Annotated in this window: 26 protein-coding genes and 1 tRNA gene; 13 read left to right on the top strand and 14 right to left on the bottom strand. The window is 65.2% G+C overall.

What is annotated here, in order from left to right; translation table 11 throughout:
* Positions 1 to 30 precede the first annotated feature (30 nt).
* From GGD65_RS39215 to GGD65_RS39190, 6 genes are all read right to left on the bottom strand, one after another.
* Complete coding sequence (locus tag GGD65_RS39215; RefSeq protein WP_092259915.1) at positions 31 to 585, bottom strand: nucleoside 2-deoxyribosyltransferase; 555 nt, start codon at positions 583 to 585, stop codon at positions 31 to 33.
* 186 nt (positions 586 to 771) lie between these two features.
* Entirely contained in the window at positions 772 to 2,700 is a 1,929-nt protein-coding gene (gene dxs / locus GGD65_RS39210) for a 1-deoxy-D-xylulose-5-phosphate synthase (RefSeq protein ID WP_092259983.1), read from the bottom strand.
* Between the two features lie 604 nt (positions 2,701 to 3,304).
* The gene (locus GGD65_RS39205) at positions 3,305 to 3,556 is read right to left on the bottom strand and encodes an exodeoxyribonuclease VII small subunit (RefSeq protein ID WP_008132970.1); all 252 of its coding nucleotides are present in this window, start codon (positions 3,554 to 3,556) and stop codon (positions 3,305 to 3,307) included.
* Between the two features lie 74 nt (positions 3,557 to 3,630).
* Positions 3,631 to 4,560 carry a histone deacetylase family protein gene (locus GGD65_RS39200; protein WP_026202776.1) on the bottom strand — a complete coding sequence of 310 codons (930 nt, stop codon included), beginning with the start codon at positions 4,558 to 4,560 and terminating at the stop codon, positions 3,631 to 3,633.
* A gap of 133 nt (positions 4,561 to 4,693) precedes the next feature.
* The gene (locus tag GGD65_RS39195) at positions 4,694 to 6,349 is read right to left on the bottom strand and encodes a bifunctional UDP-sugar hydrolase/5'-nucleotidase (RefSeq protein ID WP_183238672.1); all 1,656 of its coding nucleotides are present in this window, start codon (positions 6,347 to 6,349) and stop codon (positions 4,694 to 4,696) included.
* Positions 6,350 to 6,531: 182 nt separating this feature from the next.
* Entirely contained in the window at positions 6,532 to 7,290 is a 759-nt protein-coding gene (locus GGD65_RS39190; protein WP_183238671.1) for an enoyl-CoA hydratase-related protein, read from the bottom strand.
* Between the two features lie 205 nt (positions 7,291 to 7,495).
* On the opposite strand from GGD65_RS39190, the gene GGD65_RS39185 reads away from it, so the two are divergent.
* Positions 7,496 to 8,734 (top strand): MFS transporter, encoded by a 1,239-nt coding sequence (locus tag GGD65_RS39185; protein WP_183238683.1) that lies wholly within the window; start codon positions 7,496 to 7,498, stop codon positions 8,732 to 8,734.
* Between the two features lie 91 nt (positions 8,735 to 8,825).
* On the opposite strand, the gene GGD65_RS39180 is transcribed toward GGD65_RS39185, so the two are convergent.
* Positions 8,826 to 10,604: an acyl-CoA dehydrogenase gene (locus tag GGD65_RS39180; protein WP_183238670.1), complete on the bottom strand. Its 1,779-nt coding sequence runs from the start codon at positions 10,602 to 10,604 to the stop codon at positions 8,826 to 8,828.
* 258 nt (positions 10,605 to 10,862) lie between these two features.
* Here GGD65_RS39180 and GGD65_RS39175 point away from each other — a divergent pair.
* Positions 10,863 to 10,937, top strand: a tRNA-Gln gene (locus tag GGD65_RS39175).
* A 64-nt stretch (positions 10,938 to 11,001) separates the two neighbouring features.
* On the opposite strand, the gene GGD65_RS39170 is transcribed toward GGD65_RS39175, so the two are convergent.
* Together GGD65_RS39170 and GGD65_RS39165 are read right to left on the bottom strand one after the other, a co-directional pair.
* Positions 11,002 to 11,322 (bottom strand): hypothetical protein, encoded by a 321-nt coding sequence (locus tag GGD65_RS39170; protein ID WP_183238669.1) that lies wholly within the window; start codon positions 11,320 to 11,322, stop codon positions 11,002 to 11,004.
* A 104-nt stretch (positions 11,323 to 11,426) separates the two neighbouring features.
* The gene (locus GGD65_RS39165) at positions 11,427 to 11,882 is read right to left on the bottom strand and encodes an Hsp20 family protein (protein ID WP_018322651.1); all 456 of its coding nucleotides are present in this window, start codon (positions 11,880 to 11,882) and stop codon (positions 11,427 to 11,429) included.
* Between the two features lie 326 nt (positions 11,883 to 12,208).
* On the opposite strand from GGD65_RS39165, the gene GGD65_RS39160 reads away from it, so the two are divergent.
* Positions 12,209 to 12,433: a hypothetical protein gene (locus GGD65_RS39160; RefSeq protein ID WP_049815116.1), complete on the top strand. Its 225-nt coding sequence runs from the start codon at positions 12,209 to 12,211 to the stop codon at positions 12,431 to 12,433.
* Positions 12,430 to 12,609, top strand: a complete 180-nt coding sequence (locus tag GGD65_RS39155) for a hypothetical protein (protein WP_183238668.1) — start codon at positions 12,430 to 12,432, stop codon at positions 12,607 to 12,609. The genes GGD65_RS39160 and GGD65_RS39155 overlap by 4 nt, the downstream gene beginning before the upstream one ends.
* 15 nt (positions 12,610 to 12,624) lie before the next feature.
* On the opposite strand, the gene GGD65_RS39150 is transcribed toward GGD65_RS39155, so the two are convergent.
* Complete coding sequence (locus GGD65_RS39150) at positions 12,625 to 13,536, bottom strand: LysR family transcriptional regulator (RefSeq protein ID WP_183238667.1); 912 nt, start codon at positions 13,534 to 13,536, stop codon at positions 12,625 to 12,627.
* A gap of 111 nt (positions 13,537 to 13,647) precedes the next feature.
* Here GGD65_RS39150 and GGD65_RS39145 point away from each other — a divergent pair, with 111 nt between their 5' ends.
* Together GGD65_RS39145 and GGD65_RS39140 are read left to right on the top strand one after the other, a co-directional pair.
* Positions 13,648 to 14,280: a DsbA family protein gene (locus GGD65_RS39145; RefSeq protein WP_183238666.1), complete on the top strand. Its 633-nt coding sequence runs from the start codon at positions 13,648 to 13,650 to the stop codon at positions 14,278 to 14,280.
* Between the two features lie 43 nt (positions 14,281 to 14,323).
* The gene (locus GGD65_RS39140) at positions 14,324 to 15,223 is read left to right on the top strand and encodes an MBL fold metallo-hydrolase (RefSeq protein WP_183238665.1); all 900 of its coding nucleotides are present in this window, start codon (positions 14,324 to 14,326) and stop codon (positions 15,221 to 15,223) included.
* Positions 15,224 to 15,233: 10 nt separating this feature from the next.
* Here the strand turns inward: GGD65_RS39140 and GGD65_RS39135 are convergent, their stop codons facing one another.
* Positions 15,234 to 15,722, bottom strand: coding sequence for a MarR family winged helix-turn-helix transcriptional regulator (locus GGD65_RS39135; protein ID WP_183238664.1), 489 nt, complete (start codon positions 15,720 to 15,722; stop codon positions 15,234 to 15,236).
* A gap of 124 nt (positions 15,723 to 15,846) precedes the next feature.
* On the opposite strand from GGD65_RS39135, the gene GGD65_RS39130 reads away from it, so the two are divergent.
* From GGD65_RS39130 to GGD65_RS39110, 5 genes are all read left to right on the top strand, one after another.
* Positions 15,847 to 16,389: a VOC family protein gene (locus tag GGD65_RS39130; RefSeq protein WP_018322658.1), complete on the top strand. Its 543-nt coding sequence runs from the start codon at positions 15,847 to 15,849 to the stop codon at positions 16,387 to 16,389.
* A gap of 27 nt (positions 16,390 to 16,416) precedes the next feature.
* Positions 16,417 to 18,054: an FAD-dependent oxidoreductase gene (locus GGD65_RS39125; RefSeq protein ID WP_183238663.1), complete on the top strand. Its 1,638-nt coding sequence runs from the start codon at positions 16,417 to 16,419 to the stop codon at positions 18,052 to 18,054.
* Positions 18,051 to 18,257, top strand: coding sequence for a DUF2783 domain-containing protein (locus tag GGD65_RS39120; protein WP_018322660.1), 207 nt, complete (start codon positions 18,051 to 18,053; stop codon positions 18,255 to 18,257). Before GGD65_RS39125 ends, GGD65_RS39120 begins: the two co-directional genes overlap by 4 nt.
* Positions 18,258 to 18,356: 99 nt before the next feature.
* Positions 18,357 to 18,809, top strand: a complete 453-nt coding sequence (locus GGD65_RS39115) for an EF-hand domain-containing protein (protein WP_183238662.1) — start codon at positions 18,357 to 18,359, stop codon at positions 18,807 to 18,809.
* A 33-nt stretch (positions 18,810 to 18,842) separates the two neighbouring features.
* Positions 18,843 to 21,128: a heavy metal translocating P-type ATPase gene (locus GGD65_RS39110; protein WP_183238661.1), complete on the top strand. Its 2,286-nt coding sequence runs from the start codon at positions 18,843 to 18,845 to the stop codon at positions 21,126 to 21,128.
* Between the two features lie 19 nt (positions 21,129 to 21,147).
* On the opposite strand, the gene GGD65_RS39105 is transcribed toward GGD65_RS39110, so the two are convergent.
* Positions 21,148 to 21,750 carry a hypothetical protein gene (locus GGD65_RS39105; RefSeq protein WP_246783583.1) on the bottom strand — a complete coding sequence of 201 codons (603 nt, stop codon included), beginning with the start codon at positions 21,748 to 21,750 and terminating at the stop codon, positions 21,148 to 21,150.
* Between the two features lie 285 nt (positions 21,751 to 22,035).
* Between GGD65_RS39105 and GGD65_RS39100 the strand changes: the two genes are divergently transcribed.
* A complete protein-coding gene (locus GGD65_RS39100; protein WP_183238660.1) occupies positions 22,036 to 23,223 on the top strand; it encodes a CaiB/BaiF CoA-transferase family protein in 1,188 nt (395 codons plus the stop codon).
* On the opposite strand, the gene GGD65_RS39095 is transcribed toward GGD65_RS39100, so the two are convergent.
* A complete protein-coding gene (locus GGD65_RS39095; RefSeq protein WP_183238659.1) occupies positions 23,220 to 23,942 on the bottom strand; it encodes a DUF72 domain-containing protein in 723 nt (240 codons plus the stop codon). The genes GGD65_RS39100 and GGD65_RS39095 overlap by 4 nt on opposite strands.
* Positions 23,943 to 24,034: 92 nt before the next feature.
* Here GGD65_RS39095 and GGD65_RS39090 point away from each other — a divergent pair, with 92 nt between their 5' ends.
* Entirely contained in the window at positions 24,035 to 24,250 is a 216-nt protein-coding gene (locus GGD65_RS39090) for a hypothetical protein (protein ID WP_018322666.1), read from the top strand.
* Between the two features lies 1 nt (position 24,251).
* Here GGD65_RS39090 and GGD65_RS39085 read toward each other — a convergent pair whose 3' ends face one another.
* Positions 24,252 to 25,400 carry an amidohydrolase gene (locus GGD65_RS39085; protein WP_183238658.1) on the bottom strand — a complete coding sequence of 383 codons (1,149 nt, stop codon included), beginning with the start codon at positions 25,398 to 25,400 and terminating at the stop codon, positions 24,252 to 24,254.
* Between the last annotated feature and the right edge of the window lie 243 nt (positions 25,401 to 25,643).

Below are 25,643 nucleotides of genomic sequence, written 5' to 3'. Positions count from 1 at the left end.
TTGGGACGCTTCTTGGGACGATTGATCTGCTTATGTAGCGATCAATCGCGCGGCCGCCATCCGGACGCAAGCCTCGAACGCGGCGAGATCATGCCAGACGTCGATCGGCATCGCGGCCGGCGTCACCAGCGGACAGCCGTGCAGCTCCAGGGCATGGATCATCATGAGATTGTCGACGAGGCCGAAGTCCTCGACCGTCAGTCCCTGCGCGTCGACCAGCCGCCCATCCTCGGAGGTGACCTCCATGAAGCGGCCGACACGGTCGGCATAGGCGGCACCGTCGTTGGAATAGGCCAGGCAGAATTTGCGGCGGCCGGCCATGTAGCCGAGCTCGTAGACGGTGCCGGGATCGGCGCCGGCGCCGCGGAACGGGGTGAGATTGGCAATGATGGCGTCGGCCGCCTCCATCATCGCCTCGTTGCCGCAGAAGATCTGCCGCGCGGCATCGGGCGCGGTGAGATCGATGGCGTTGTCGAGGGGATAGAGGCCGGTGAGCCCGTGCGCGGCGCAAATATCGACCTTGCGCCGGCCGATCTCGATCGCATCCGGCAGGAACACGTCGGGGCCTGCCAGATAGATTTTCATGGCTGACTGCTTCGGAGAAATTCAGGCGAGCTGCGAGCCGCGGCGAAAACTGCGCTCCCTCTCCCGCTTGCGGGGGACGGTTGGGGAGGGGGTGTCTCGGCAATCGAGAACCCCCAAGAGGCGAAAACCCTCACCCGGATCGCTTCGCGATCCGACCTCTCCCGCAAGCGGGAGAGGTGTACCACCTCAGGCCAGCTTGACCGTCTCGGCCTTCACGTCCTTGCCGAGCGCCTCGAACACCTTGGCGACGATGCCCTTGGCGTCCAGACCGGCGCGGCCGTACATCGCGGCTGGAGTGTCGTGGTCCTGGAACACGTCGGGCAGCACCATCGAGCGGAACTTGACCATGCCGGTGTCGAGCACGCCCTGATCGGTCAGGTACTGCGCGACATGCGAGCCGAAGCCGCCGACCGAGCCTTCCTCGATCGTGATCAGGATCTCGTGGTCGCGGGCAAGCTTGAGCACCAGCTCGGTGTCCAGCGGCTTCATGAAGCGCGCGTCGGCGATCGTGGTCGACAGGCCGTGGGCTGCAAGCTCGTCGGCCGCCTTCTCGCATTCGGCGAGGCGCGTGCCGAAGGAGAGCAGGGCGATCTTGCTGCCCTGGCGAATCACGCGGCCCTTGCCGATCTCGAGCGGGATGCCGACCTCGGGCATCTCGATGCCGCGGCCTTCGCCGCGCGGATAGCGCAGCGAGCTCGGACGGTCGTCGATCGCGACCTGCGTCGCCACCATGTGCACGAGCTCGGCTTCGTCGGCCGCGGCCATGATCACCATGTTCGGCAGGCAGCCGAGATAGGCGTTGTCGAACGAGCCGGCATGCGTGGCGCCGTCGGCGCCGACGAGGCCGGCACGGTCGATGGCGAAGCGGACGGGCAGGTTCTGGATCGCGACGTCATGCACGATCTGGTCGTAGCCGCGCTGCAGGAAGGTCGAGTAGATCGCGCAGAACGGCTTGTAGCCTTCGCTGGCAAGACCGGCGGCGAAGGTCACCGCGTGCTGCTCGGCGATGCCGACGTCGAAGGTGCGGTCGGGGAAGGCCTTGTTGAAGATGTCGACACCGGTGCCCGACGGCATCGCCGCGGTGATGGCGACGATCTTGTCGTCTTTCTGCGCTTCCTTGACGAGGCTCTGGCCGAACACGTTCTGGTAGGCCGGCGCATTCGGCTTGGCCTTGGCCTGGGTGCCGGTCGCGACGTCGAACTTGACGACGGCGTGGTACTTGTCGGCGGACGCTTCCGCCGGGCCGTAGCCCTTGCCCTTCTGCGTCACGACGTGGACCAGGATCGGGCCGGTCTCCATGTCGCGCACGTTCTTCAGGACAGGCAGCAGATGGTCGAGATTGTGGCCGTCGATCGGGCCGACATAGTAGAAGCCGAGCTCCTCGAACAGCGTGCCGCCGTCCATCATGAAGCCGCGGGAATATTCCTCGACGCGGTTGGCGCGGTTGGCGATGATCTTGGGCAGGCGCTTGTTGATCTGCTTGGCCGCATCGCGCAGCGTGCGATAGGTCTTGCCGGAGTAGAGCCGCGACAGATAGGCGCTCATGGCACCGACCGGCGGCGCGATCGACATGTCGTTGTCGTTGAGGATGACGATCAGGCGCGAGTTCATCGCACCCGCATTGTTCATGGCCTCATAGGCCATGCCGGCCGACATCGCGCCGTCACCGATCACGGCGATAACGTTGTTCTTGCCGCCGGAGAGGTCGCGCGCCACCGCCATGCCGAGGCCGGCGGAGATCGAGGTCGAGGAATGGGCCGCGCCGAACGGATCGTAATCGCTCTCGCTGCGCTTGGTGAAGCCGGACAGGCCGCCGCCGGTGCGCAGCGTGCGGATGCGGTCGCGCCGGCCGGTGAGGATCTTGTGCGGATAGGCCTGATGGCCGACGTCCCAGATCAGCCGGTCGCGCGGCGTGTCGAAGACGTAATGGATCGCAGTGGTGAGCTCGACCACGCCGAGGCCCGCGCCGAAGTGACCGCCGGTCACCGAGACGGCATCGATGGTCTCCTGCCGCAGCTCGTCGGCAACCTGGCGAACCTGCTCGATCTTGAGCTTGCGCAGGTCTTCCGGCGTCCGGATGGTGTCGAGAAGCGGCGTTTTACTGTATGCGTTCACGGCGATTTCCAATTTGTCAGCGCCGGAAGTTCATTCCGGTGCGCGATGGGTTTGCACAATATCGGCGCAGCGCGAGTCCTCAAACCGTCGGAGCCACCTGCATGGGGCAAGGCCCCGTCTTCAAGCTTAGGTAAGCTTAAGTGCGCTCCGGTTCAGTCTCTGTGATCCCTGTCACTTAGATCGGCTTCGTCCGTCCCAGCCAATTTCATTAGCAGTTTGAAGCGCTTGTCGTCGGAATTCTCTGCCCACGCAAGGCTTGCAAAAAGCCACACTCCGCGCAGCTTTACACCAAAGCTTGGGCCAAAGCCAACCCGCAGGACCGATTGGGGGTATGCAGATGCAACCGGCGGGCCAGAGTGGTTAACCGTGGCCCGGGACAATGGGTTCCAGCCTTGCCGGGTCCCCTGGCAGGCTTTTCCGCCTGAATGAGATCTTTTTTTGGTCCCGAGGGACGGATTTCCGGACGGATGGCATCGATCCGGCTGCACGGAACCGTGCTGGTTGGCGGGATCGCGCCGTGCGTTCATGAAATCATGGCGGCCACGCTCCCGTGATGACGTTTCGGGCCTGCCCTCGGAAGGCTGAGCGGGAACTCTCGGCTTTCCTACTGCACGTCCAGCGGTGCGGTGCCGGTGGCCTGGCCGCTGGCATCGGTGGTGATCTTGTCGACGCGCGCCTCGGCCTGGCGCAGCAATTCCTCGCAGCGGCGCTTCAGCGCCTCGCCGCGCTCGTAGATCGTCACGGATTCCTCGAGCGGCACCTTGCCGTCCTCGAGCCGCTTCACGATCGTTTCGAGTTCCTCGATCGCGCGCTCGAAGGTGAGCCTGGAGACGTCGACTTGAGTATTTTCGGCCATATCCGTTTCCGATTGCCCGATTCGCTTTCATTGCAGTGAAGGCGGGTTTTGCGGGCTTAATGTGGCGGGCGTCGTCAGGCGCCCATCAGGGCGCCGACATGCGCCGTAACAGATTCTTTCAGTCCCTGCAGGTCATAGCCGCCCTCGAGCACCGAAACAACGCGCCCTCCCGCGGACTTGTCGGCGAGATCCATCAGCTTGCGCGTCACCCAGGCATAATCCTCCGCGCGCAAATTCAGCGAGGCCAGCGGATCGCGATAATGCGCGTCGAAGCCGGCGGAGATGATGAGCAGCTCGGGGCTGAATTTCTCGAGCTGCGGCAGAATCAAATTCTCGAACGCGGAGCGGAATTCCGGCCCGCCGTCCTCGGAGGCGAGCGGCGCGTTGACGATGGTGTCGTGGTCGCCGCGCTCGCCCGTCGCGCCGGTGCCCGGAAACAGCGGCATCTGGTGCGTCGAGCAGTACATCACGGTCGGGTCCGACCAGAAGATGTCCTGCGTGCCGTTGCCGTGATGCACGTCGAAATCGACGATGGCCGCGCGCTTGATGCCGTATTTGCGCTGGGCGTGGCGCGCGGCAATGGCGACATTGTCGAAGAAGCAGAAGCCCATCGGCTTGCCGATCTCGGCGTGATGGCCGGGCGGACGCACCGCGACGAAGGCGTTGCGATGCTCGCCCGCCATCACCGCTTCGGTCGCCGCCACCGCGCCGCCGACACCGCGCATCACCGCTTCCCACGTGCCAGGGGACATCGAGGTGTCGCCGTCGATATAGACCTGCCCGCTGCTCGGTGCGATGTGGCGCAGCTCGGTGACGTAGTGCTCGTTGTGGCAGAGCGTGACGAGATCGAGATCGCCCTCCGGCGCCTGGTCGCGCACCAGGAACTGGAAGCGCTCATGCGACAGCGCTTCCTCCACCGCACGCAGGCGATCCGGCCTTTCAGGATGTCCCGGCGGCGTGACATGGTCGAGGCAGGCCTTGTGGGAAAGGAGAAGCGTGCTCATCAGGTCGGCCTCATGGATCCGGGCTTTCGACGTCGCTTGGCGCATCCGGCGCCAAAACGCAATGCAAATCCCAATCTATGCGTTTGAACGGGAATGGCAAAGGGTCGTCCGGTTCTGGCCCGTTTGATCCGGATCAATTCACGCGCAGGATGCGACTCAGCGGCAGCGGGCCGATCGGACCGTGCGCCCGGAAGAACGCGAACAGCGCGTCCGCGTCGTAGCCGCCATATTGCGGCGCCGTGCCTTGTTTGGCGACGGTAAAACCATCGCCGCCGACCGCGAGGTAATCGTTGAGGGTGACGCGGTAGCCGCTGGCCTGCTCGATCGGCTTGCCGCCCAGTGTCATCCTCTCGGCGATCACGCGCTCGCCGAATGGCTTCGACGCATCCCAGGCATAGCTGAACCCGTTCGATACCTGGAGAATCCGCGGCCGCTTCGGGTCCAGCCATTGCAGCTCGAGCATGTCCTTGAGCTGACTGCCCGTCAGCGTCATCGTCACGAGACGGTTGCGGAATGGCTGGCTGGCGAACACGTCGCCGAACGTGATCGCGCCATTCTCCTTCGGGACGATGTCGGTGCGGATGCCGCCGGGATTGGTGAGTGCGATGACAGCGCTGCCATCCTTCGCGTCCCTGGTCGCGGCAAGCTGCGCGTCCGCGATGATGTCGCCGAGCGCGCTTTCGCCGGCCTCGTTCGGCACGCGCGACAGCGTCTGCGTCACCGATCCGGCCGGCCGGTTGGCGATCGGCGCCGAGAGCTTGTCATAGGCCTCGATCAGCGCGGTCTGCTCGGCGTCCTTCGCCAGCGAGGCGTTGGCGACCATGACGTTTTCGGCTTTGGCGCTGACGATGTCGCGGGTTACAGGATCGAGCTTGAGATCGATCGCGGTGACCAGCGTGCCGTATTTGTCGCCGCTGGTGACGAGCCGTCCGTCGATGTCGCAGACATAGGCGCGGTGGGTGTGGCCGCTGACGACGACGTCGACGGCGCGGTCGAATTTTTTGACGATGTCGACGATCGGCCCGGTAATGGCAGGGCATTCATTGTAGTCGCCGGCGGGCTCGCCGCCCTGGTGGATCAGCACCACGATCGCCTCGACGCCGCGCGCCTTCAGCTGGGCGACCTGCGCATTCACCGTCTCGGCTTCGTCGCGGAATTCGAGCCCGGCGATGCCAGCAGGCGAGACGATGCCCGCGGTCTCCTTCAAGGTCAGCCCGATGAAGGCGATCGGGATGCCGTCGAACTCCCTGATCTCGTAGGGCGGCAGCACGCTGTTGCCCGTCGCGGTCTCGATGGTGGACGCGGCGAGATAACGGAATTTGGCGCCCGTGAACGGATGCGGCCCCTGGCAGCCGTCGACCGGATGACAGCCGCCGTTCTGCATCCTGAGCAGCTCGGTCTTGCCCTCGTCGAACTCGTGATTGCCGGCCGAGCTGATCGCAAGCCCCATCAGCGAAAGCGCCTCCACGGAAGGCTCGTCGTGAAACATCGCCGACAGGAACGGGCTCGCGCCGATCAGGTCGCCGGCGGCGACGAAGATCGTGTTCTTGTGTCCCTCGCGCAGCTGCTTCACCAGCGTCGCCATGTATTCGGCGCCGCCGGCCGCCACCATCACTTTCCGGGCTCCGTCCTCGGGATCATTGATGCGGATGCCGCCCGGCGGCGGACGCAGATTGCCGTGAAAATCGTTGATCGCGAGCACGCGCAGCTCGACCGGCGCGGCGGTCTGGGCCGAGGCGGGGAGGGCGGAGGCGAGAGCGAGGGCGGCAAGGATGGATCGGTATCGCATGGAACAAGACTAGTCGGTCCGCGCGAAGATTTCACGAAGCATTGTCGTAACCGTGCTGGACTTCTCCCCAACCTCAGTATCGTAGGGTGGGCAAAGCGAAGCGTGCCCACGTCTTAAGGCGTGGGCACGGCGCAAGTGCGCCTTTGCCCACCCTACGATACCGGGCTCGCGGAGAGAGCCCGCTACTTCTTCTTCCGGTTCGCAAACGCATTGAACGCCGCCACCGCTTCGTCAGATTTCAGCCGCTCGCCGAACAGATGGCCTTCCTGGTCGATGCGGCGGGTGAGCTCTTCCGCCGGCGCGCGCAGCAATTTGCGGGAGGTTGCGACCGCCTCGGCCGGCAGCCGGCAGATGTCGCGCGCCACCTTGCGCGCCTCGACCTCGGTATGTCCGGGCGACACCACGGTGTTGACGAAGCCTGCCGCGTGCGCCTCCGCGGCGGAAAAAGTCCGCCCCATCACCAGCATGGCAAAGGCGCGCTGATATCCCATCGTGTTCGGCATCAAGAGGCTGGCGGCGCCGACCGGCACCAGCCCGAGATGGATGTAGGGCGCGGAGAAGGTCGCAGCGTTCGAGGCCAGCACGTAGTCGCAGTGAAACAGCATCACGGTGCCCATGCCGATCGAGGCGCCGTCGACGGCGGCGATGATCGGCTTGATGTTGAGGGCGAGCGAATAGAGGAACTTGGCGCCTTCCGACAACGTCTCGGGGCGCGCGGTGTCGGCGTGCATGAAATCGTCGATATCGTCGCCGGCGGTGAACACGCCTGAGCCGCCGGTGATGATCATGCAGCGGATGTCGGGGTTGTTCTGCGCGGTATCGATCGCGTGGCTCATCTCCCGATACATATCCTGGGTGATCGCGTTCTTCTTGCCCGGGCGGCGCAGGGTGATGACACGCGTTCCGCGCTCTTCGGTGACGACGATATTGCCATTCGGCATGAGAGCCCCCTGCGCTCGCCGCGATGCTCGCCGCTTCGCGAGTCTCGCCGAGCATCAGCCTACATGATCCCGCAGGCGTGCCAATGCGCTGAGTCAACCTTTTCGGCGCCAACGCATCGCAACAATTGGCTACAATGTTTCATTTGAAAAACCAGTGGTTGTGGTGCACGATCCCGCGGTTCCATGTGATCCGATTGCCCGATTGATGATTGCCGCAACCCGCATCGACGAATCCTCGCTGCACTACCGCGGCTGGCGCGTCGTGCTGGCCTGCTTCCTGATGGCCTTCTTCATGTTCGGCTTCGGCCTGTATGGCCAGGGCGTCTATCTCGCCGAGCTGCAGCGCGCCCATGGCTGGCCGGGCACGCTGGTCTCCGCGGCCAGCACGTTCTCGTTTCTCCTGACCTCCGTCCTTGTCATCTTCACCGACGATCTGCTCGCGCGCATCGGCTTGCGGTCGCTGATCCTGTGCGGCCTGGCGGCGCTCGGCGCCTCGACGGTGCTGCTGGCGCTGATGCAGTCGCCCTGGCAGCTCTATCTCGCCTATGCGCTGATGTCGGTCGGCTGGACCGGCATGGGCACCGTGGTGATCGCGACCGTGCTGAACTCCTGGTTCGAACGCCGGCGCGGGCTGGCGCTCAGCCTCGCATTCAACGGCGCGACCTGCGGCGGCATCATCCTCGTTCCCCTGCTGCTGTCGCTGACCGGCAGCATCGGCTTTCGCTCCGCCATGCTGGCGGCCACGTTCGCGATGATGGTGCTGGTGCTGCCGGTGGTCGTGACCTTCATCGGCTGGCCTGCCGGGACCTCGCCGGCTTCGGGCGGACGCCCTTCCGGTGAGAGCACGGCCGCACCAAGCCATTCCCGCAAGACGCTGCTCGCCAACGCGGCGTTCTGGACCATGGTCTTGCCGATCGCGATCGCGCTGCTGGCGCAGATGGGATTCATCATCCACCAGGTGACTTTTCTCGAGCCGCTGATCGGCCGCTCGGCCGCAGGCGGCGCGGTCACCATCATGGCGGCGATGGCGGTGGTCGGCCGCCTGTCGCTCGGCCTGTTCGTCGACCGGCTCGATCCCCGGCTCGCCTGCGCGGCGTCGATGACGAGCCAGGCGGCGGCGCTGTTCGTTCTCGTGCAGAGCACGAGCCCGACGGTGCTGCTGGTGTGCTGCGCCGTCTACGGCTTCTCGATCGGCAACATGATCACGTTCCCGCCCTTGATCATCCAACGCGAGATCGGTGCCGCCGCCTTCGCCGCCGCAATGGGATTGGGCACCTCGATCAGCGGCGTCGTCAGCGCCTTCGGTCCGGGCATCGTCGGGCTCGTGCGGAGCTTGACGGGCAATTACACCGCGGCTTTCGCGATGTGCGTCGTGCTGGATCTCGTGGCGGCGGGCGTCGTGTTGTGGCGGCCTGGGAGAAGCGCGAAGGCCGTGGCCTCGTAGCCCGGATGGAGCGAAGCGTAATCCGGGATTCGTGCCATGAGCGACGTCGGCCCCGGATTGCGCTGCGCTCCATCCGGGCTACAAGGCCTCCTTACCCCAGCAACACCGCATCCGCCGCTGCGACGGACTCAGCGCTCTCGGTCACGGTGCGCTCGAGCGCGCCGGCCTGCACACTGATGTTCTCGGCGAAGAAGCGTGCGAGCGAGACGTAGCGCGCGGCGTCCGTGTTGCCGTCGGCCTTGGCGGCAAGCGCTTCGGAGGCGAGCAGGCAGCCGCCGAGCGTCGAGCCGAACTGCTGCAGATAGGGTGTCGCGCCGGCAAGCGCCTCGTTCGGCGCGGACGTCACGCGCTCCAGCAGCCATTTGCTGGTGCGGGTCAAGGCCTCCAGCGCTTCGCGCAGCTTGACGCCCGTGGTGCCAAAAGCCGGATCGTTCGACGCTTCGACTTTCTTGACCGTCGCTGCGAGCTCGTCGAGCAGCGCCCAGACGGCAGCGCCGCCATTGGCCGCGAGCTTGCGCGTGACGAGGTCGATCGCCTGGATGCCGTTGGTGCCCTCGTAGATCGCGGTGATGCGGGCATCGCGATAATGCTGGGCCGCACCGGTCTCCTCGATGAAGCCCATGCCGCCATGCACCTGCACGCCGAGATAGGCGACCTCGTTGCCGATGTCGGTGGAATAGCCCTTGGCCATCGGCGTCAGCAGCGCCGCGCGCGCGGCGGCATCGGCACGCACCTTGGGATCCCTGGCGCGCGTCGAGACGTCGATCGCGACCGCGGTCGCATAGCAGATGGTGCGCGCGGCGGCGGTCTGCGCCCGCATCCGCATCAGCATGCGCTTGACGTCGGGATGCACGAAGATCGCGTCCGAGCCGTCGCTCTTGCTGCCGACGGCGCGGCCCTGCTTGCGCTCCTGCGCATACGACAAAGCCTGCTGGTAGGCGCGATCGGCGACGCCGACGCCCTCGAGGCCGACGCCGAGGCGGGCCTGGTTCATCATGGTGAACATGCAGCGCATGCCCTGGTTCTCTTCGCCGACGAGGAAGCCGATGGCGCCGCCATGATCGCCCATGGTCATGGTGCAGGTCGGGGAAGCGTGCATGCCGAGCTTGTGCTCGACGCCGCTCGCATAGATGTCGTTGCGCTGCCCCAGCGAGCCGTCTGCATTGACCATGAACTTGGGCACGAGGAACAGCGAGATCCCTTTGGTGCCGGCGGGCGCATCGGGCAGGCGCGCCAGCACGAAATGCACGATGTTGTCGGTCATGTCGTGCTCGCCATAGGTGATGAAGATCTTCGTCCCCTTGATGCGATAGGTGCCGTCGGCCTGCTTCTCGGCGCGGGTGCGCAGCGCGCCGACGTCGGAGCCGGCCTGCGGCTCGGTCAGCTGCATCGTGCCGGTCCATTCGCCGGAGACGAGCTTTTCGAGATAGATCTTCTTCAGCTCACTGCTGCCATGCGCGTCCAGCGCCTCCATCGCCGACGCCGTCAGCAGCGGGCAGAGGCCGAAGGCGAGGTTCGAGGCGCTCCAGATCTCGGTGCACGCAGCATTGATCGCGATCGGCAGGCCCTGGCCGCCGAAATCTTCGGGGCCGGACACCGCGTTCCAGCCGCCCTCGGTCCAGCGCTTGTAGGCGTCCGGCCAGCCCGGCGCGGTCGTCACCTTGCCGTCGTTGAGCTTGATGCCGTGCTCGTCGCCGATCTTGTTGAGGGGGGCCAGCACGTCGGTCGCGAACTTGCCGGCTTCCTCCAGCACGGCCGCGGCGATGTCGGCATCGAAATCGCCGTAATGACCGGCCTCCACGGCAGCCTTGAGGCCGGCGCCGTGATTGAGCGACAGCAGCATGTCAGAAATCGGCGCGCGGTAGGTCATGGCTCACTCCCGTGGACAGGTCTTGGCGCCCTATTCCCATGAAATGGGGGAGGTCTCAATGGGGCGGGAGGGGCCGGACGATGACGGTCAGAACGGGGCCGTCGCGGGCCTTATTAAGAGAGTGGGCGGCGCCGAACCCGGGGCTGTGGTATTTTGCCCCTCCAGGCGGTTGAAATGCTGCGCCGCTCCCTATAGACCGGCTGCGACCAAGGGAATCTGCGGTAGCCAGTTCTTCCGCCGGCCCCCCAGGTCGCCTGTTGGGGCGTAGCCAAGCGGTAAGGCAGCGGATTTTGATTCCGCCATTCGGAGGTTCGATCCCTCCCGCCCCAGCCAGAAGCTCCGCTTCCCTGAAATTTGGCGAAGCCCCGCCTTGTTCAGACCCTTTCGCTGGTCCTCGTTACGGCGTTGCGGCGGCCCAGGGCCGCCGCAGCCGCATCGGGACGCCGCCGCCGGGCGGCGGGTCGTCGTCATCATCATCGAGCTTCCGCAGCGCGGCGAGAATGTCCGCGAGCCGGATCGGCTGATCCATGCCGGGAATGTCGCGCAGCGCTGGATAGGATTCGACCGCGTACATGTCCGAGGCCCAGGACGACAATATGATCCGCTTCTCCGCTGTCGAGAGCTTGCCATCGTCGAGGACGGCGCTTGGCGATGCATAATGCGCAGCGGGATGGAACAGCGCGCCGAGAGCGCCGGTGGTCGCATTGGCATTGGTCATCACTTGTCTCCCTCTACACTCCTTTCGAAGGGATGGTCCGGTCGGCGGATGGCGATCCGGTCGCCATCCGTCAGGGTGGTCGCTGTCGAACGCGTTCGACCGGCCTAAGCCGCTTTCTTCTGCTCGATCTGCGGTGACGCAGCACCCGCGATCTGGATCCGGCGCGGCTTCATGGCTTCCGGAATCTCGCGCAGCAGATCGATGACCAGGAGACCGTCCTGGAAAGCGGCCTGCTTGACCTGGACGTAGTCGGCGAGATTGAACACGCGGCGGAACGGACGCGCGGCGATACCCTGATAGAGATATTCACGCGTGGCGCTGTCCGGCTTCCGGCCCTCGATGGTGAGCGCGTTCTGTTCGGCGGTCACGCTGATGTCGTTGACGCCAAAGCCCGCCACGGCCAGCGTGATCCGGTATTGGTCTTCGCCGGAGCGCTCGATGTTGTAGGGGGGATAATTGTCCTCCCCCGCCTGGCGCAGCGTGCTGTCGACGAGGTCGGCCAGATGGTCGAAGCCGATGGTGGAGCGCCACAGCGGCGCAAAGTCAAAGGTGGTCCTCATACCAAGTCCTCCAAAGAGCAAGATGGATACGAAGGAGCGCCGTTAAGGAATCGGGAACGGATCCGAAGATCCCGGCCCGGCGCCCGCGCCGGACCCGATCGGGCATCCGGCACACCGCTCTCGCGGCGAAAAACGACTTAGAGCGCCGCAAGGCCCTTGCAAGAGGGACGCGCAAAATTTTTTTCGGGCACCCCCAACGGTGTCAAGCAAGCGGCGAAAGAGGATCTTGACAGCAAAACAAGCCTGAATATTTTTGCGCCGGAAGATGTTTCTTCCCGCACCGCAAATTCGAAAAGGACCGTGAAAGACCGTCAGGAGTGACGACGATGCTCGATCAGGATTTCGCCCGCATCCGCGCGCACCGCAACAACCTCTCTCGTTATCGACGCCTGCTCAAGACCGAGCTGTCGGACATTGAGCGCCAGTTTATCGAACGACGCCTCGCCGAGGAGCAGACCGCGCTCGAGGCTCTCGCCGCCGATGCCTTCCCGGCCGCATTCACCGTTCCGAACACGCCATCGGCGATTGCCACGACCGGAGCGGAACGATGAGTGACGTCCGCAACCTCCTCATCAGCTGCAGCGAGAAGGTGATCGGGCACTATCGCGTGTTGCTGGCCGGTGCCAGAAGCGAGAGCGAACGCGAGCTCTATCGCGCCCGGATCGAGCGCGAGCAGCGCCTGCTTGACGCCCTGCGGGGCGGCCTGCCGGATCGATCCGCGGCATGAACCAGCGGGCACCTGTCATTCCGGAAATTTGCTGGCGAGCGTGCGGCCTTCCTGCACCAGCATGGCCACGAACTCGGTGATCTTCGGCGGCCGGAACCGGGCCGCGGGATACACGGCATGGATGCCGCCGGTCGGCAGGCTCCAGGACGGCAGGACATGGACCAGCCGGCGGGACTTCAAATGCTCCGCGACCAAATAGTCGGGCAGCACGCAGAGTCCGCCGCCGGCAAGCGCGGCGCCCAGCACCGCAGGCGTCGTATTGATCGAGATCGACTGCCGCATGCGGATCGTGCGGCTGTCGATATCGCGTCTGGTGAAGCGCCAGACCAGCGGCTCGTCGAGCGCGCCGTTGGCAATGAACGGCAGAGCCGCAAGCTCGTCGGGCGTCTTGCTCCGGAACGCCGCGGCCACGTCCGGCGCGGCCACCAGCAATTGTCGAAACGATCCGATCCGCCTGGCCTGCTGACTTGAATCGTTCAACCAGCCGACCCGGATCGACAGGTCGATCTGGTTGGCGAGGAGGTCCGTTCGCGTGTCCGACAGGATCAGCTCGACGGCGCAAGCGGGATATTTGCGCGCAAACTTCGCTGCCAGCGGCGCGATCATCGTTGCGCCATAGTCGTTCGGCGCGGCGATCCGCAGCATGCCCATCGGCTCGGCATTGGTCTGGGCGAGCTCGTCCACGGCATCTTCCGCGGTGCGCAGGATCATGACGCAGCGGGCATGCAGCAACCGGCCGGCTTCGGTCGGCTCGACCCTCCTGGTGGTCCGCAGCAGCAAAGCCGTTTTCAATTCCGCTTCGAGCCGTGCCACCTGCTGGCTGACGACGGTCTTGGTGATGCCGAGGCGCTCGGCAGCGCGTGTGAACGAGCCGGCATCGACCACGGCTGCGAAATAGGCGAGGCGGTTGAGATTGATCGCTTCCATGCGAGTCGCCATTGTCAGCTAATAACAAACAATATGTACCATTATCTGATATTTATCAAATAATGATCGGCCGCTAGGTTCTCCGCATCGAACATTGGCGGCCCGAAAATCATGCAAATCACCTATCTCTTCGACCCTCTCTGCGGCTGGTGCTACGGCGCATCGCCGGTGCTGGAGCAGCTTGCCGCGCACGGCGATGTGACGCTGGTGCTGGCACCGACCGGCCTGTTTGCGGGCCCCGCGGCGCGGACCATGGACCAGCATTTTGCCGCCTATGCCTGGCAGAACGACCAGCGCATCGCACGGTTGACCGGCCAGCCGTTCAGTGAGGCCTATCGCACTGGCATTCTCGGCAATACCGGCAGCCTGTTCGACTCGGCGCCGGCGACCCTTGGCGTCGTCGCCGTGGGCCTGGTTGATCCGGCTCGTGAGCTCGAGGCGCTCAAGCTCTTGCAGCGCGCCCGCTATGTTGACGGCCGCGACAATTCCAACCTTCAAATCGTCGCCGATTTGCTCGACGGCGCGCAACTGACCGATTCGGCGCGCCGCGTGCGGGCGCCTGACGATGCATTGATCGCGGCTTACCAGGCGCGGACCGCGGCCGCGCGCGCCGACGTGACGCGATTTGGGGCCGGTGGCGTGCCGGCCCTGGTCGTCGGCGAGGGCGCCGGGCGGAGGCTGCTGGACGGCAGCATGCTGTTCGGGCGGTTCGATCTGCTGGCCGCACAACTCCGTGCCGCCTGATCATCCAAACCGATTTTCCCTGCAGAGTTCAATGGAGAAAGCGATGTTGTCGAGGAGACAGACCATGAAGACCAGCCTTGCCGCGGGGGCCGCCGCATTATTCGCGCCCGCCGACGTCGGCCATGCCGCGGAGGGCAAGCTGAGCTGGAAACATTTTCCCGCAGGCCCCAATGGATTTTTCCGTGCGCCCGTCCTGCTTTCCGGTCCGACCGAGGCGGTGCTGATCGACGGCGGCTTCTCCTATCCGGACGGACGCGCGCTCGTCGAGGCGATCAAGGCGAGCGGCAAGAAGCTCACCACCATCTATGTCAGCCAATCCGATCCGGACTATTATTTCAGCCTGAAGCCGGTGCGCGAGGCTTTCCCGACTGCCAAGGTGCTGGCGGCGTCCGCGACGCTCGCGGCCATCAAGGCGAATGTGGAGAAGAAGCTCGCCGTCTGGGGACCGCAGCTCAAGGAGAATGGTCCGCAGACGCTCGCCGATGTCGTGCTGCCGGAAGCGTTCGATGGGGCTTCCCTTGCGATTGACGGCGAGGCGATCGAAATCGTCAACGCCGAAGGTCTCGCCAACCGCCGCTATCTCTTCGTTCCGTCCTTGAATGCCGTGTTCGGCGGCGTGATGATCTTCTCCGGCGTGCATGTCTGGACCGCCGATACGCCGACCAAGGAGCAGCGCGCAGCCTGGGTCGCCAACCTCGACAAGATCGCGGCCCGCAAGCCGTCTCTCGTCGTGCCGGGCCACATGGCAGCGGGCGTCGCCGTCGATCTTTCCGGTGTCGAGCACACCAGGAAATATCTGCTCGCGTTCGACGAAGAGCTGGCCAAGGTCGCTGACAGCGCTGCGCTGAAGGCTGCCATGGAAGCGCGCTTCCCGAATCTCGGAATGGGCGTCGCGCTCGATATCGGCTCGAAGGTCGCCAAGGGCGAGATGAAGTGGGGCTGAGCGGGAGAAGCTACGCCAAGGCGGCCGACAATTTGCGCATCACCCGGTCGAGTACCGCCACTTCCTCGGCAGTCAGCGCCCCAAGCAGCTTCGTCTCCCGCGCCAGCGCGTAGGGCACGATCTTGCGATAAAGCGCGCGACCGGCTGGGGTCAGCGAGACGATCAGCTCGCGCCGATCGTCGGGATGGTGCTTGCGGCCGGCGATGCCGCGCGACTCCAGGCCCTGCACGGCGCGGCTGACCTGCATCTTGTCGAGCGTCGTCAGCGGGCCGATCTCCTTGGTCGCAATCTCCGGGCGCACGCCAAGAATGGCGAGCACGTGCCATTCCTGCCGTGTCAGCGCAAAACGTTCGGAATAGACCTCGGCAACCGCCAGCGACACCTGCTCGGCAAGGCGTGCCAGCCGGTACGGAAAATATCGCTGCAGGTCCAGCTCGACGCCATCCTGCGCCGTGGCGGCTTTGGCCGCTTCGCCGCGCGCCACGCTTGAACGTCCCATCACGCGATTCCCGTCGCCCGACACACTCGAAAAATTCTTCGGAGTGGATTGATCCAAATCAAATTCAGGAAATAGTAACATCTGATACTAATTTCGCAACCGCAGATCCAGGGAGCGAAACGCCATGAAAATCGAGAAGATCCATCACGTCGCCTATCGCTGCGTCGATGCCAAGGCGACCGTCGAGTTCTACAAGACCGTCATGAACATGGATCTTCTCGGCGCCATTGCCGAGGATCGGGTGCCTTCGACCAAGGCGCCCGATCCCTACATGCACATCTTCCTCGATGCCGGGAACGGCAACATCCTCGCCTTCTTCGAGCTGCCGAACTCGCCGCCGATGGGCCGCGATCCCAACACGCCGGAGTGGACCCAGCACATCGCCTTTCAGGTCAAGGACCTCGCCGAGCTCGAAGAGGCCAAGGCGCGCGCGGAGGCCGCCGGCCTCGACGTCGTCGGCGTCACCGACCACACCATCTTCAAGTCGATCTATTTCCGAGACCCGAGCGGCCATCGCCTGGAGATCGCGGTCTGGACCGCGACGCCAGAGCAGATCGACCGCATGAAGTCGGTCGCGCACGAGATGGTCGAGGAATGGTCGCGCACCAAGCGCCCGCCGCGCCACACCGCCTGGATGCACGAGAAGGAATTCGCCGACGCGCATTGACCCCGGCACGCGCATCAGGAAGCGAACATGACGAGCTACATCTATCCGAAGTTCGGCTATCGGCGTTCCCAAGAGCAGGCCGAGGGGATCGTGAAGCGGCATCCGATCGTGGTGATCGGCGCAGGTCCCATCGGCCTGACCGCGGCGCTCGATTGCGCGGCGCGCGGCCAGCCGGTCGTGGTGCTCGACGACAACGACACCGTCTCGATCGGCTCGCGCGCGGTCTGCTACGCCAAGCGACCGCTCGAAATCTGGGACCGCCTCGACTGCGCGGCGCCCATGGTCGAGCGCGGCGTGAGCTGGAACGTCGGGAGGGTCTTCTTCCAGGACCAGCTGTCCTACCAGTTCGATCTGTTGCCCGAGGCCGACCACCAATGGCCGGCCATGATCAATCTGCAGCAATATCATCTGGAAGAGATGCTGGTTGCCAAATGCCGGGCCAATCCGCTGATCGAGCTGCGCTGGAGGCACCGGCTCCTCAGCCTCAAGCAGGCCGCCGATCACGCCACGCTGGCGGTGGAAACGCCCGACAGCATCTTCCCCATGGAGGCGCAATGGGTGATCGCCTGCGACGGGGCCAACTCCGACGTGCGCAAGATGGTGGGGGCCGAGTTCACTGGACAGTACTTCCAGGACCGCTTCCTGATCGTCGACGTCGCCATGAAGGCGGATTTCCCGACCGAGCGCTGGTTCTGGTTCGATCCGCCGTTCCACCGCGGCCAGTCCGTGCTGCTGCACCGGCAGGCGGACAAGATCTGGCGCATCGACTTCCAGCTCGGTTGGGAAGCTGATCCCGATGAGGAAAAGAGGCCCGAGCGGGTGATACCGCGCATTCGTGCCATGCTCGGCGAGGACACCGAGTTCGTGCTCGAATGGGTCTCGATCTATCAGTTCGCCTGCCGGCGCATCGACAATTTCCGCCAGGGCCGGGTGTTGTTCGCCGGCGATGCCGCGCACCAGGTCTCGCCGTTCGGCGCGCGCGGTGCCAATACCGGCGTCCAGGACATCGACAATCTCGCCTGGAAGCTCGCGATGGTGCTGCGCGGCGAGGCGTCGGAAGCACTGCTCGACAGCTATCACGAGGAGCGTGCTTATGCCGCCGACGACAACATCCTGAACTCGACGCGCGCCACCGACTTCATCACGCCGAAGACGAAAGCGAGCCGCTATTTCCGTGACGCGGTGCTGGAGCTCGCCCGCCATCACGCCTTTGCGCGGCCTCTGGTCAACAGCGGCCGTCTCTCGACGCCGACGCCCTATGTGATGTCGGCGCTCAATACCCCCGATGACGACGCGATGATGGGCGGCGTGCGGCCCGGCACCAATGCGGCCGATGCGCCGATCACGGTGGATGGCAAGCCCGCCTGGTTCCTCCATTGTCTCGGCGATGGCTTCACGGTCGTGGCCTTCGGCAAGGAGACCGACAAGACCGAGATCGCGGTGGGTCCCCTCGACGCGAAACTCATTGTCGTCGGCCGCGATATCGCCGATCCCTCCGGCCTGCTTGCCGAGCGCTACGGCGCTTCGGCCGGGACCACCTACCTGTTCCGGCCCGATCAATACGTCGCGGCACGCTGGACCGGATTTGACGAGGCTGAGATCGCGGATGCGATGTTGCGGGCCTCCGGGCACGACACCGCCGGACGGAAGGAGCTGGCAGCATGACGCTCAATTTGTCACCCAACATCGCCGATCCCGACGACTTCTACGCCGAGCTGATCGACGGCCAGCGAGATCTCGACGAGGAACAGGCGCTGCGGATGAACGCACGGCTGATCCTGTTGCTCGCCAATCACATCGGCGACCGCAAGGTGCTCACGGAGGCGATCGGCTGCGCCCGCACCGGCGGCGGCGTCGAAAAGCCATAGGAGCCAAGCTGGAGCAAAAGCCGCTTTTTGATTTGGCTCAACGTAAACTCGGTGAAGTCCGACACCTTGTAGGCCCACCCCAAGGACGGAGGAAGCGCCATGCCAGGTCGAACCATTGCTGCAGCGTTGCTGCTCGCCACTTTGGGCCAGCCGGCTTTGGCTCAATCGCCAGCGGACCATCAGAGCCACCATCCCGGACAGGAGCAGGCGCCGGCCTCGCCACACTCGAGCTCTCCTGCAAACCCATCCGCCGAGCGGCAGAGCCCGATGCGCGGTGGAGATATGATGGGAATGATGGGGCGCGGAATGATGGGACAGGGAATGAAGGGGCATGGTGCGACAGGCGGTGACGCCATGGGGCCGCCGGTCGCCTTTCGCATCATCTTCGCGCTGATGGATGCCGATGGCGACGGAACCGTCTCGTTGCCCGAGTTTCAGGTCGCGCACGAACGAATTTTCAAGGCCATGGATCGCGACAAGGACGGGAAGCTCACTCCGGACGAGATGATGGCGTTCATGCACGGGAACAAGAGCGCCGTCCCGCAGCAATAGCGAGTGGAAACCAAAGGGCGGGCGCGCCAAGCCATGTCGTTTGATCGGGTCCTGCGATGGGCTCTGGTTGCGATCGCAATCGCAGGATTGACTGCAGGTATTCTCGCGCGAGCCGCGGGCCGGCCTGATGTAGCAGACTTCGCCTGGGCGCTCGGCACGGCGCCCGTGATTGCGGGATTGGCGGTCTCGATCGTCAAGGATCTCTTGAGCGGCCGCGTCGGCGTGGACGCGATCGCGCTGCTGTCGATGAGCGCGGCGTTGGCGCTCGGACAGCCGCTCGCAGGCGCTGTGGTCGCGCTGATGTATTCCGGCGGCAACGTGCTGGAGGAGATCGCGGTCGCACGGGCGGAGCATGATCTGCGATCCCTGGTTGATCGTGCGCCGCGCCAGGTCCATCGCAAATCCGGCGAGCGGATCGAGGATGCTCCGGTTGGGGACGTCGCGGTCGGCGAGGAGCTTCTGGTTAAGGCCGGCGAAATCGTGCCGGTCGACGGTGTCGTTGCGTCGGCCTCTGCCACCATCGACGAGTCCGCTGTGACTGGCGAGCCGATTCCGGCGGAGAAGACACGCGGAAGTGCCGTTCTCTCCGGTTCTCTGAATGCGGGTGAGACCTTCCAATTGACCGTGACGGCGGTGGCCAGCGAGAGTACTTACGCGGGCATCGTGCGCATGGTGACTGCGGCGCAGACTGCGAGAGCTCCGTTTGTGCGGTTGGCCGACCGCTATGCGCTGATCTTCCTGCCGGTCACACTCGTCATCGCCTTTGTGGCATGGCACATCTCCGGCGACTTGACCCGCAGCCTTGCCGTGCTGGTGGCGGCGACGCCTTGCCCCCTGATTCTGGCCGCACCCCTCGCCTTCATCGCGGGGGTGGCACAAGCGGCCCGCCGCGGCATCCTGGCCAAGGGCGGAAGGGCGCTGGAGGTGCTGGCCCGCGCGCACACCGTGCTATTCGACAAGACCGGTACCCTGACGGTGGGCGGGGCGCGGCTGCTGTCCGTAGAGGTCGCGCCGGGCGAGGATCCGGATGAGGTCCTCAGGCTCGGAGCGTCGCTCGAGCAAGCGTCGCATCATGTGCTTGCGAAGGCCGTCGTCGCTGCGGCGCTCGCCCAGGGGCTCGAGCTGAGGCCGCCGGAACATGTCAAAGAGATCATGGGATCCGGCCTCAGCGGCCAGATCGACGGGCGCCACGTTGTGGCGGGCTCGCGGGAAATGCTTCTCTCGCATGCCGATCTGTCGCCATGGGAGTTGCGAGCGATACGACGTGCCTCGTGGCGCTCGGCGCTGATCGTCTTTGTCGCGGTGGACGGCCGTCTGATCGGCGCGCTGCTGCTGGCCGACGAATTGCGGGCCGACACGCCACGCGCGATCCGGCTGCTGCGCGATGCCGGCATCGCGCGGATGGTGATGGTCACGGGTGATCGCGCCGCGGCGGCGCAGGCCATCGGAGCTGCGCTCGATCTCGATGCCGTGCTGGCCGACCGCGTTCCCGCAGATAAGGTCGAAGCGGTGCGTAGCGAACAGCGGCTGCATCCGACCATCATGGTCGGCGACGGTATCAATGACGCCCCGGCGCTGGCCGTGGCTGACACCGGGATCGCGCTCGGCGCGCGTGGTGCAAGCGCCTCCTCCGAGGCGGCAGATGTGGTGATCCTCACGGACCGGCTGGATCGGGTCGGCGAAGCGATCATCATCGCGCAGCGGGCGCGACGCATCGCCCTGCAGAGCATCTTCGTCGGTATGGGATTGTCATTGGTAGCCATGGTCGCTGCCACCGTTGGCTGGCTCGATCCCGTGCCCGCTGCCATCGTCCAGGAGGTGATCGATGTTGCCGTCATTCTGAACGCGCTGCGAGCGCTCAATCCGCCTCTCGTCAGGAGTGGTCCGCGCCTCACCGCAGAGCAGGGGCTGACGTTGCATCACGATCATCAGGCCCTGCTCAGGGATCTCGACCGCTTGCGCCAGATCGTCGATGCGCTCGACGACGCGGTGCCCGAAGCCGTCGCTGCCTTGATTGGCGAGGCCCATCGACTGGTCCAGAGCAGCGTCGTGATGCACGAAGGCGAGGATGAAGACAGCGTCTATCCGAAGCTCACGCAGGTTCTGCGCGACCGCCACGGACTCTCCGCCATGAGCCGTGCGCATCGCGAGATACTGCATCTCGCGCGGCTGCTCGCCCGGATCGCGGAGGATCTGCCGTCAGAGAAGATCGACCGCTACCTCATTCGCGACGCCCAGCGCGTGATCGAGGCGATCGAGACGCTGGTGCGCATGCACACGGCCCAGGAGGAGGACATCTACGAGGCCGTGGCGGCATAGGAGGCAGCGGCAATCGACCTCAATGTTGCAGCGGTTGCCAGCCGGCATGGTCAAAATACTTGCCGTATTGAGCGAGCGCCCGCACGATCTTCATGGCTCCCTGATCGCGGCTGGTCCCGGTCTTCATCTTCGCCGCGCCATCGATGATCTGCTCGAGGACGAGGTGAAGCTGCTGATCGGCCCGCTCGGGCAGCTTGCAGTTTCCGACCACGTCATCGACCTGCGCCTGGATTCGCGTCGCCAAAGCCTCGTATTGCGCAGGCGTAAACACGTTGCTGTGAATGGGTGCCAGCGATTGCCTCATCGCGAGACTGATGTCGTCCATGCCGCGGCGCAAGACATCATCAGTCGGCCACTTCTTGCCGTGGTCGAGCTCCGGCTGGGCGGTCGTGGTTGGTCCTTCATGGCTGTGGGGTCCGGCGGCGAGAGCAGGCTGCCCCAGCATGAAACAGAGCGCGAGAACTGCCATCAGGAGTGACTTGGTTGAGATGATCACGGGATTCCTCCGAAGAGCTTCTTTGCCTTCAAGTGGGAGATTGCGACATCCAGGAGTTTGCGCTGGAGCAAAGTCGTGGACGGAATGAGCTGCGGCCCCGCGACGCAGGATGCGTCGAGCCAGCATGCCGTCCTTCCCTCACGATGTTACGGCGCACCTTAGGCTCTCGTCTTGCTGCGGCTGGTCCTGGCGATCGGTTGAATGAGCATGGCGATGATCCTTGCGCTGCGGTCCGGCGGGTTTCGGGGAAGCGCTCAGACGAGACCTCAGCGCGCACGGTTTCCCTGTCGAGAAGCGTTTCATCAGGAACTGTTCGCGATGCGATGATGAAAGTCGCGCGTGCGTCCCGCTTCCCAACTTGCCCTGGCAGCCAGTCCCTGTAATCTGCGGAAAACAACAGGGAAGGAATCGATGGGAGGTGTTCTGGAGGGCGTGCGCGTGCTCGATTTCGGGCGCTATATCGCAGGGCCCTATTGCGCGACATTGCTGGCCGAATTCGGCGCCGAGGTCATTCGCGTGGAGAAGCGCGAGGGCAGCGAGGATCGGTTCGTCGCGCCGGTCGGCGAAGGCGGCGAGGGCGCGTTGTTCCTCCAGGTCAACCGCAACAAGAAGTGCATCACGCTCGATCCGATGAAGCCGGAAGGGCAGGAGGTGATGCGCCGCCTGGTTGCGACCGCGGACGTCGTCGTCGCCAACCTGCCGCCGCAGACCCTGCGCGCGATGAAGCTCGACTACGAGTCCCTGAAGGCGATCAAGCCCGACATCATCCTGACGACCGCAACCGCGTTCGGCGGGCCGGGCCCCTGGTCCGACCGCGTCGGCTTCGACGGCGTCGGGCAGGTGATGTCGGGATCGGTGTACATGACGGGCACCGGCGAGCCGCCGTACCGTGCCGCGGTGAACTGGGTCGATTTCGGCACCGCGCTGCATTGCGCGTTCGGCACGCTCGCCGCGCTGATCGAGCGCGGCAAATCCGGGCGCGGGCAGATCGTCGAGGGCGCGCTGCTCGCAACCGCGCTGTCCTTCACCAACGCGACGCTGATCGAGCAGGCCGTCATCAACGTCAATCGCGTGCCGACGGGCAATCTCGGCCAGACCGCAGCGCCCGCCGACATCTACCGCACCCGGGACGGCTGGGTGCTGTGCCAGGTCACGGGGCATCCACTGTTCAAGCGCTGGGCGAGGCTGATGGGCGAGGAGGAGGTGTGGCTGAACGATCCGCGCTTTGCCGACGACATCAGCCGCGGCAATAACGGCGCCATCATCAGCGAGCGGATGGCGCGCTGGTGCGCCGAGCGCACCACGCAGGAAGCCGTCGATGCGCTGGGCCAGGCCATGATTCCGACCGGGCCGGTCCTCTCACCGCAACAGGCGCTGGATCATCCGCACATCCGCGCCGCCGGCTTCATGCAGGACGTCGATTATCCCGGCCTACAGAAGCCCGCCCCGGTGACGCGTGCCGCCGTCCGGTTGTCGGAAACGCCGGGCGAGATCGCGAGCCGCCCGCCGACGCTCGGCGAGCATACGAATCGCGTCCTCGCCGAGCTCGGCTATGACGCGGCCGCGATCGCGGCGCTTCGGCTAAGCGGTGTGATCTAGAGCAGTTGCTTCAACGCTTGCGCATCAGCGGGTGCCGCGCTCTTCTGGTCGTTGTCGAAGTAGACATAGACGTCGCAGCCCTGCCGCTTCCACGACTTGATGCGCTTCGCCCATTGCGCCAGCGCCGCCCTGGTATAGTGCCCGTGATAGCGCCCGCCCGGCCCGTGCCCGCGCACATAGACGAAATCCGCCGTGCGCTTCCATGGCGCGGGCGCATCGTGATGGTCGGACAGGCAAAGCGAGATGTTCTCGTCCGCCAGCATTTTGAGGATGCACGGCTGATACCAGCTCGGATGCCGGAATTCGAAGCTGTAACGCCGTTTCCGTGACAGCAGCTTGAAGAAGGAGGCGAGGCGGTCCGCGTCCGCCTGGAATTGCGGCGGCAGCTGGAACAGGATCGGGCCGGCCTTGCCGCCGAGCCGCGAGATGCGGTCCTCCAGCAGCTCGAGGCTGTTGACCGAGCGCTCCGACAGGCGCTTCCAGTGCGTGATGAATTTGGATGCCTTCCAGGCGAACACGAAGTCGCGGCCGGTCTGCTCGCGCCAGCCCTTCACCGCTTCAGGCGTCGGCGTGCGGTAGAACACGCCGTTCAGCTCCGTCGTGTCGAACTGTCCGGCGTAGTAGCTAAGCTGCTGCTTCAGCGTCACGCCTTCAGGGAAGAACGGGCCGCGCCAGGAGTCGTAATGCCAGCCCGAAGTTCCGACCAGAACGCGCGCCATGGTTTCCGTGCCCTCCGTTGCCTTTGCCGGAAAGGAACGTCCAGGCAGCCGATACGTTGCTGGTGAACCCGCCAACGCAAGGACCGGAACCGATGTACGCGCTGTTCGAAGGCAACAAGCAGATCGGCGATCCCTTTCCGACCGAGAAAGAGGTGTGGGAAGCCGCCTTGATCGAGGGCCTAGTGACCGACGTTCCGGTCGCGGACGAGGAGGGCGGCCGGCTTCTCCCTGCCGGATATCACGTGGCGCCCGTCGAGGAGACGTTCGCGCCGCGGTCGGATTGGAAGCTGCCGCGCGAGATCTCGTGAACTAGTTCGACGCCAGCGCCGTCTTGGCGACTTCCGCCATCCAGCCGGAGGCGACGGGCAGGATCGCGTCGTTGAAATCGTAGCGCGGGCCGTGCAGCTCGGCGCCGTCGCGCAACTCGCCATTGCCGATCCAGACGAAGGCGCCTGGCCGCTGCTGGAGATAGTGGGCAAAATCCTCGCCGGCCATGCTGGGCGCGAGGTCGCGCCGCACCTCGGCCCGCACCTTCTCGGCAGCGATGCGCGCAAGCGCGGCCTCATCAGGCGTGTTGACCACGACGCCGACGCCCATCACGATCTCGGGTGACACCTTGACGCCAAAGCTGGTCGCGATGCCGGCGCAGGTTCGTTCGATGCCGTCGAGGATGACGTGCTTGACCGCCTCGCGATGGTACCGCAGCGTGCCGCGGATGGTGACGCGTCCGGCGATCTGGTTCGGCGCGGTGCCGCCCTCGATGGTGCAGAGCGACAGCACGGCGGTGTCGAGCGGATCGACGCCGCGCGAGACGACCGATTGCAGCGCCACGATCAGATGGCCCGCCGCCATCACCGGATCGCGCGTCAGATGCGGCATGCCGGCGTGGCCGGCATGGCCCTCGATGGTGATGGTGATGCGTCCGCCGGAGGCCATGACGACGCCGTCATGCACGGCGATGGTGCCGGCGGCAAGGCCCGGCCAATTGTGGAAGCCGAACACGCGTTCCATCGGAAAGCGGTCGAACAACCCGGCCGCGACCATCGCGCGCGAGCCGCCAAAGCCTTCTTCGGCCGGCTGGAAGATGAAATCGACCGTGCCGCTCCAACTGGTATCAGTGGCGAGCAGCGCGGCGGCACCGAGCAGCGAGGCGGTGTGCCCGTCGTGGCCGCAGGCATGCATCACGCCTGATGTCCTGGAGGCGTAGGCAAGCCCGGTATCTTCGGTGATCGGCAGTGCATCCATGTCGGCGCGCAAGCCGACGCGGCTGCGCGCATGCCCGCGCGTCAAGGTCGCGACGATGCCGTGGCCGCCGATGCCCGCCTCGAAGGGAATCCCGAGCTCGATGAGCTTGTCCTGCACGAAGGCGGCGGTCTCCTTCTCCTGGAGCGACAGCTCCGGGTGCGCGTGGAGGTGCCGGCGCCACGCGGTCAGTTTCTGGTGCAGCTCGGGTGTCAAGGAGGGGATCTTTCGCAAAAGTGTTGGTTGCCGCCACCATAGCGGATTATCCGTGGCCCGCATCAAGCGCGTTGGAATGCCTCGCGTGCAGCAACGCGCTTCGTCGGCGTGAGATCAGGTTCGACGGTGCCGCGGGGAAAGGTGCGCCCCCTCTCCCGCTTGCGGGCAGGGCTATCGCATATGGCTGAGGGTGGCCAAGAGGAATGCGTTGTCCCAGCCAGCGCGCTTGATTTTACGCCGGAG

It is taken from the genome of Bradyrhizobium sp. CIR18, assembly GCF_014198295.1.
Lineage (GTDB): Bacteria > Pseudomonadota > Alphaproteobacteria > Rhizobiales > Xanthobacteraceae > Bradyrhizobium.
Note: the sequence above shows the minus strand (reverse complement) of the source record. Positions and strands in the feature narration are given on the sequence as shown.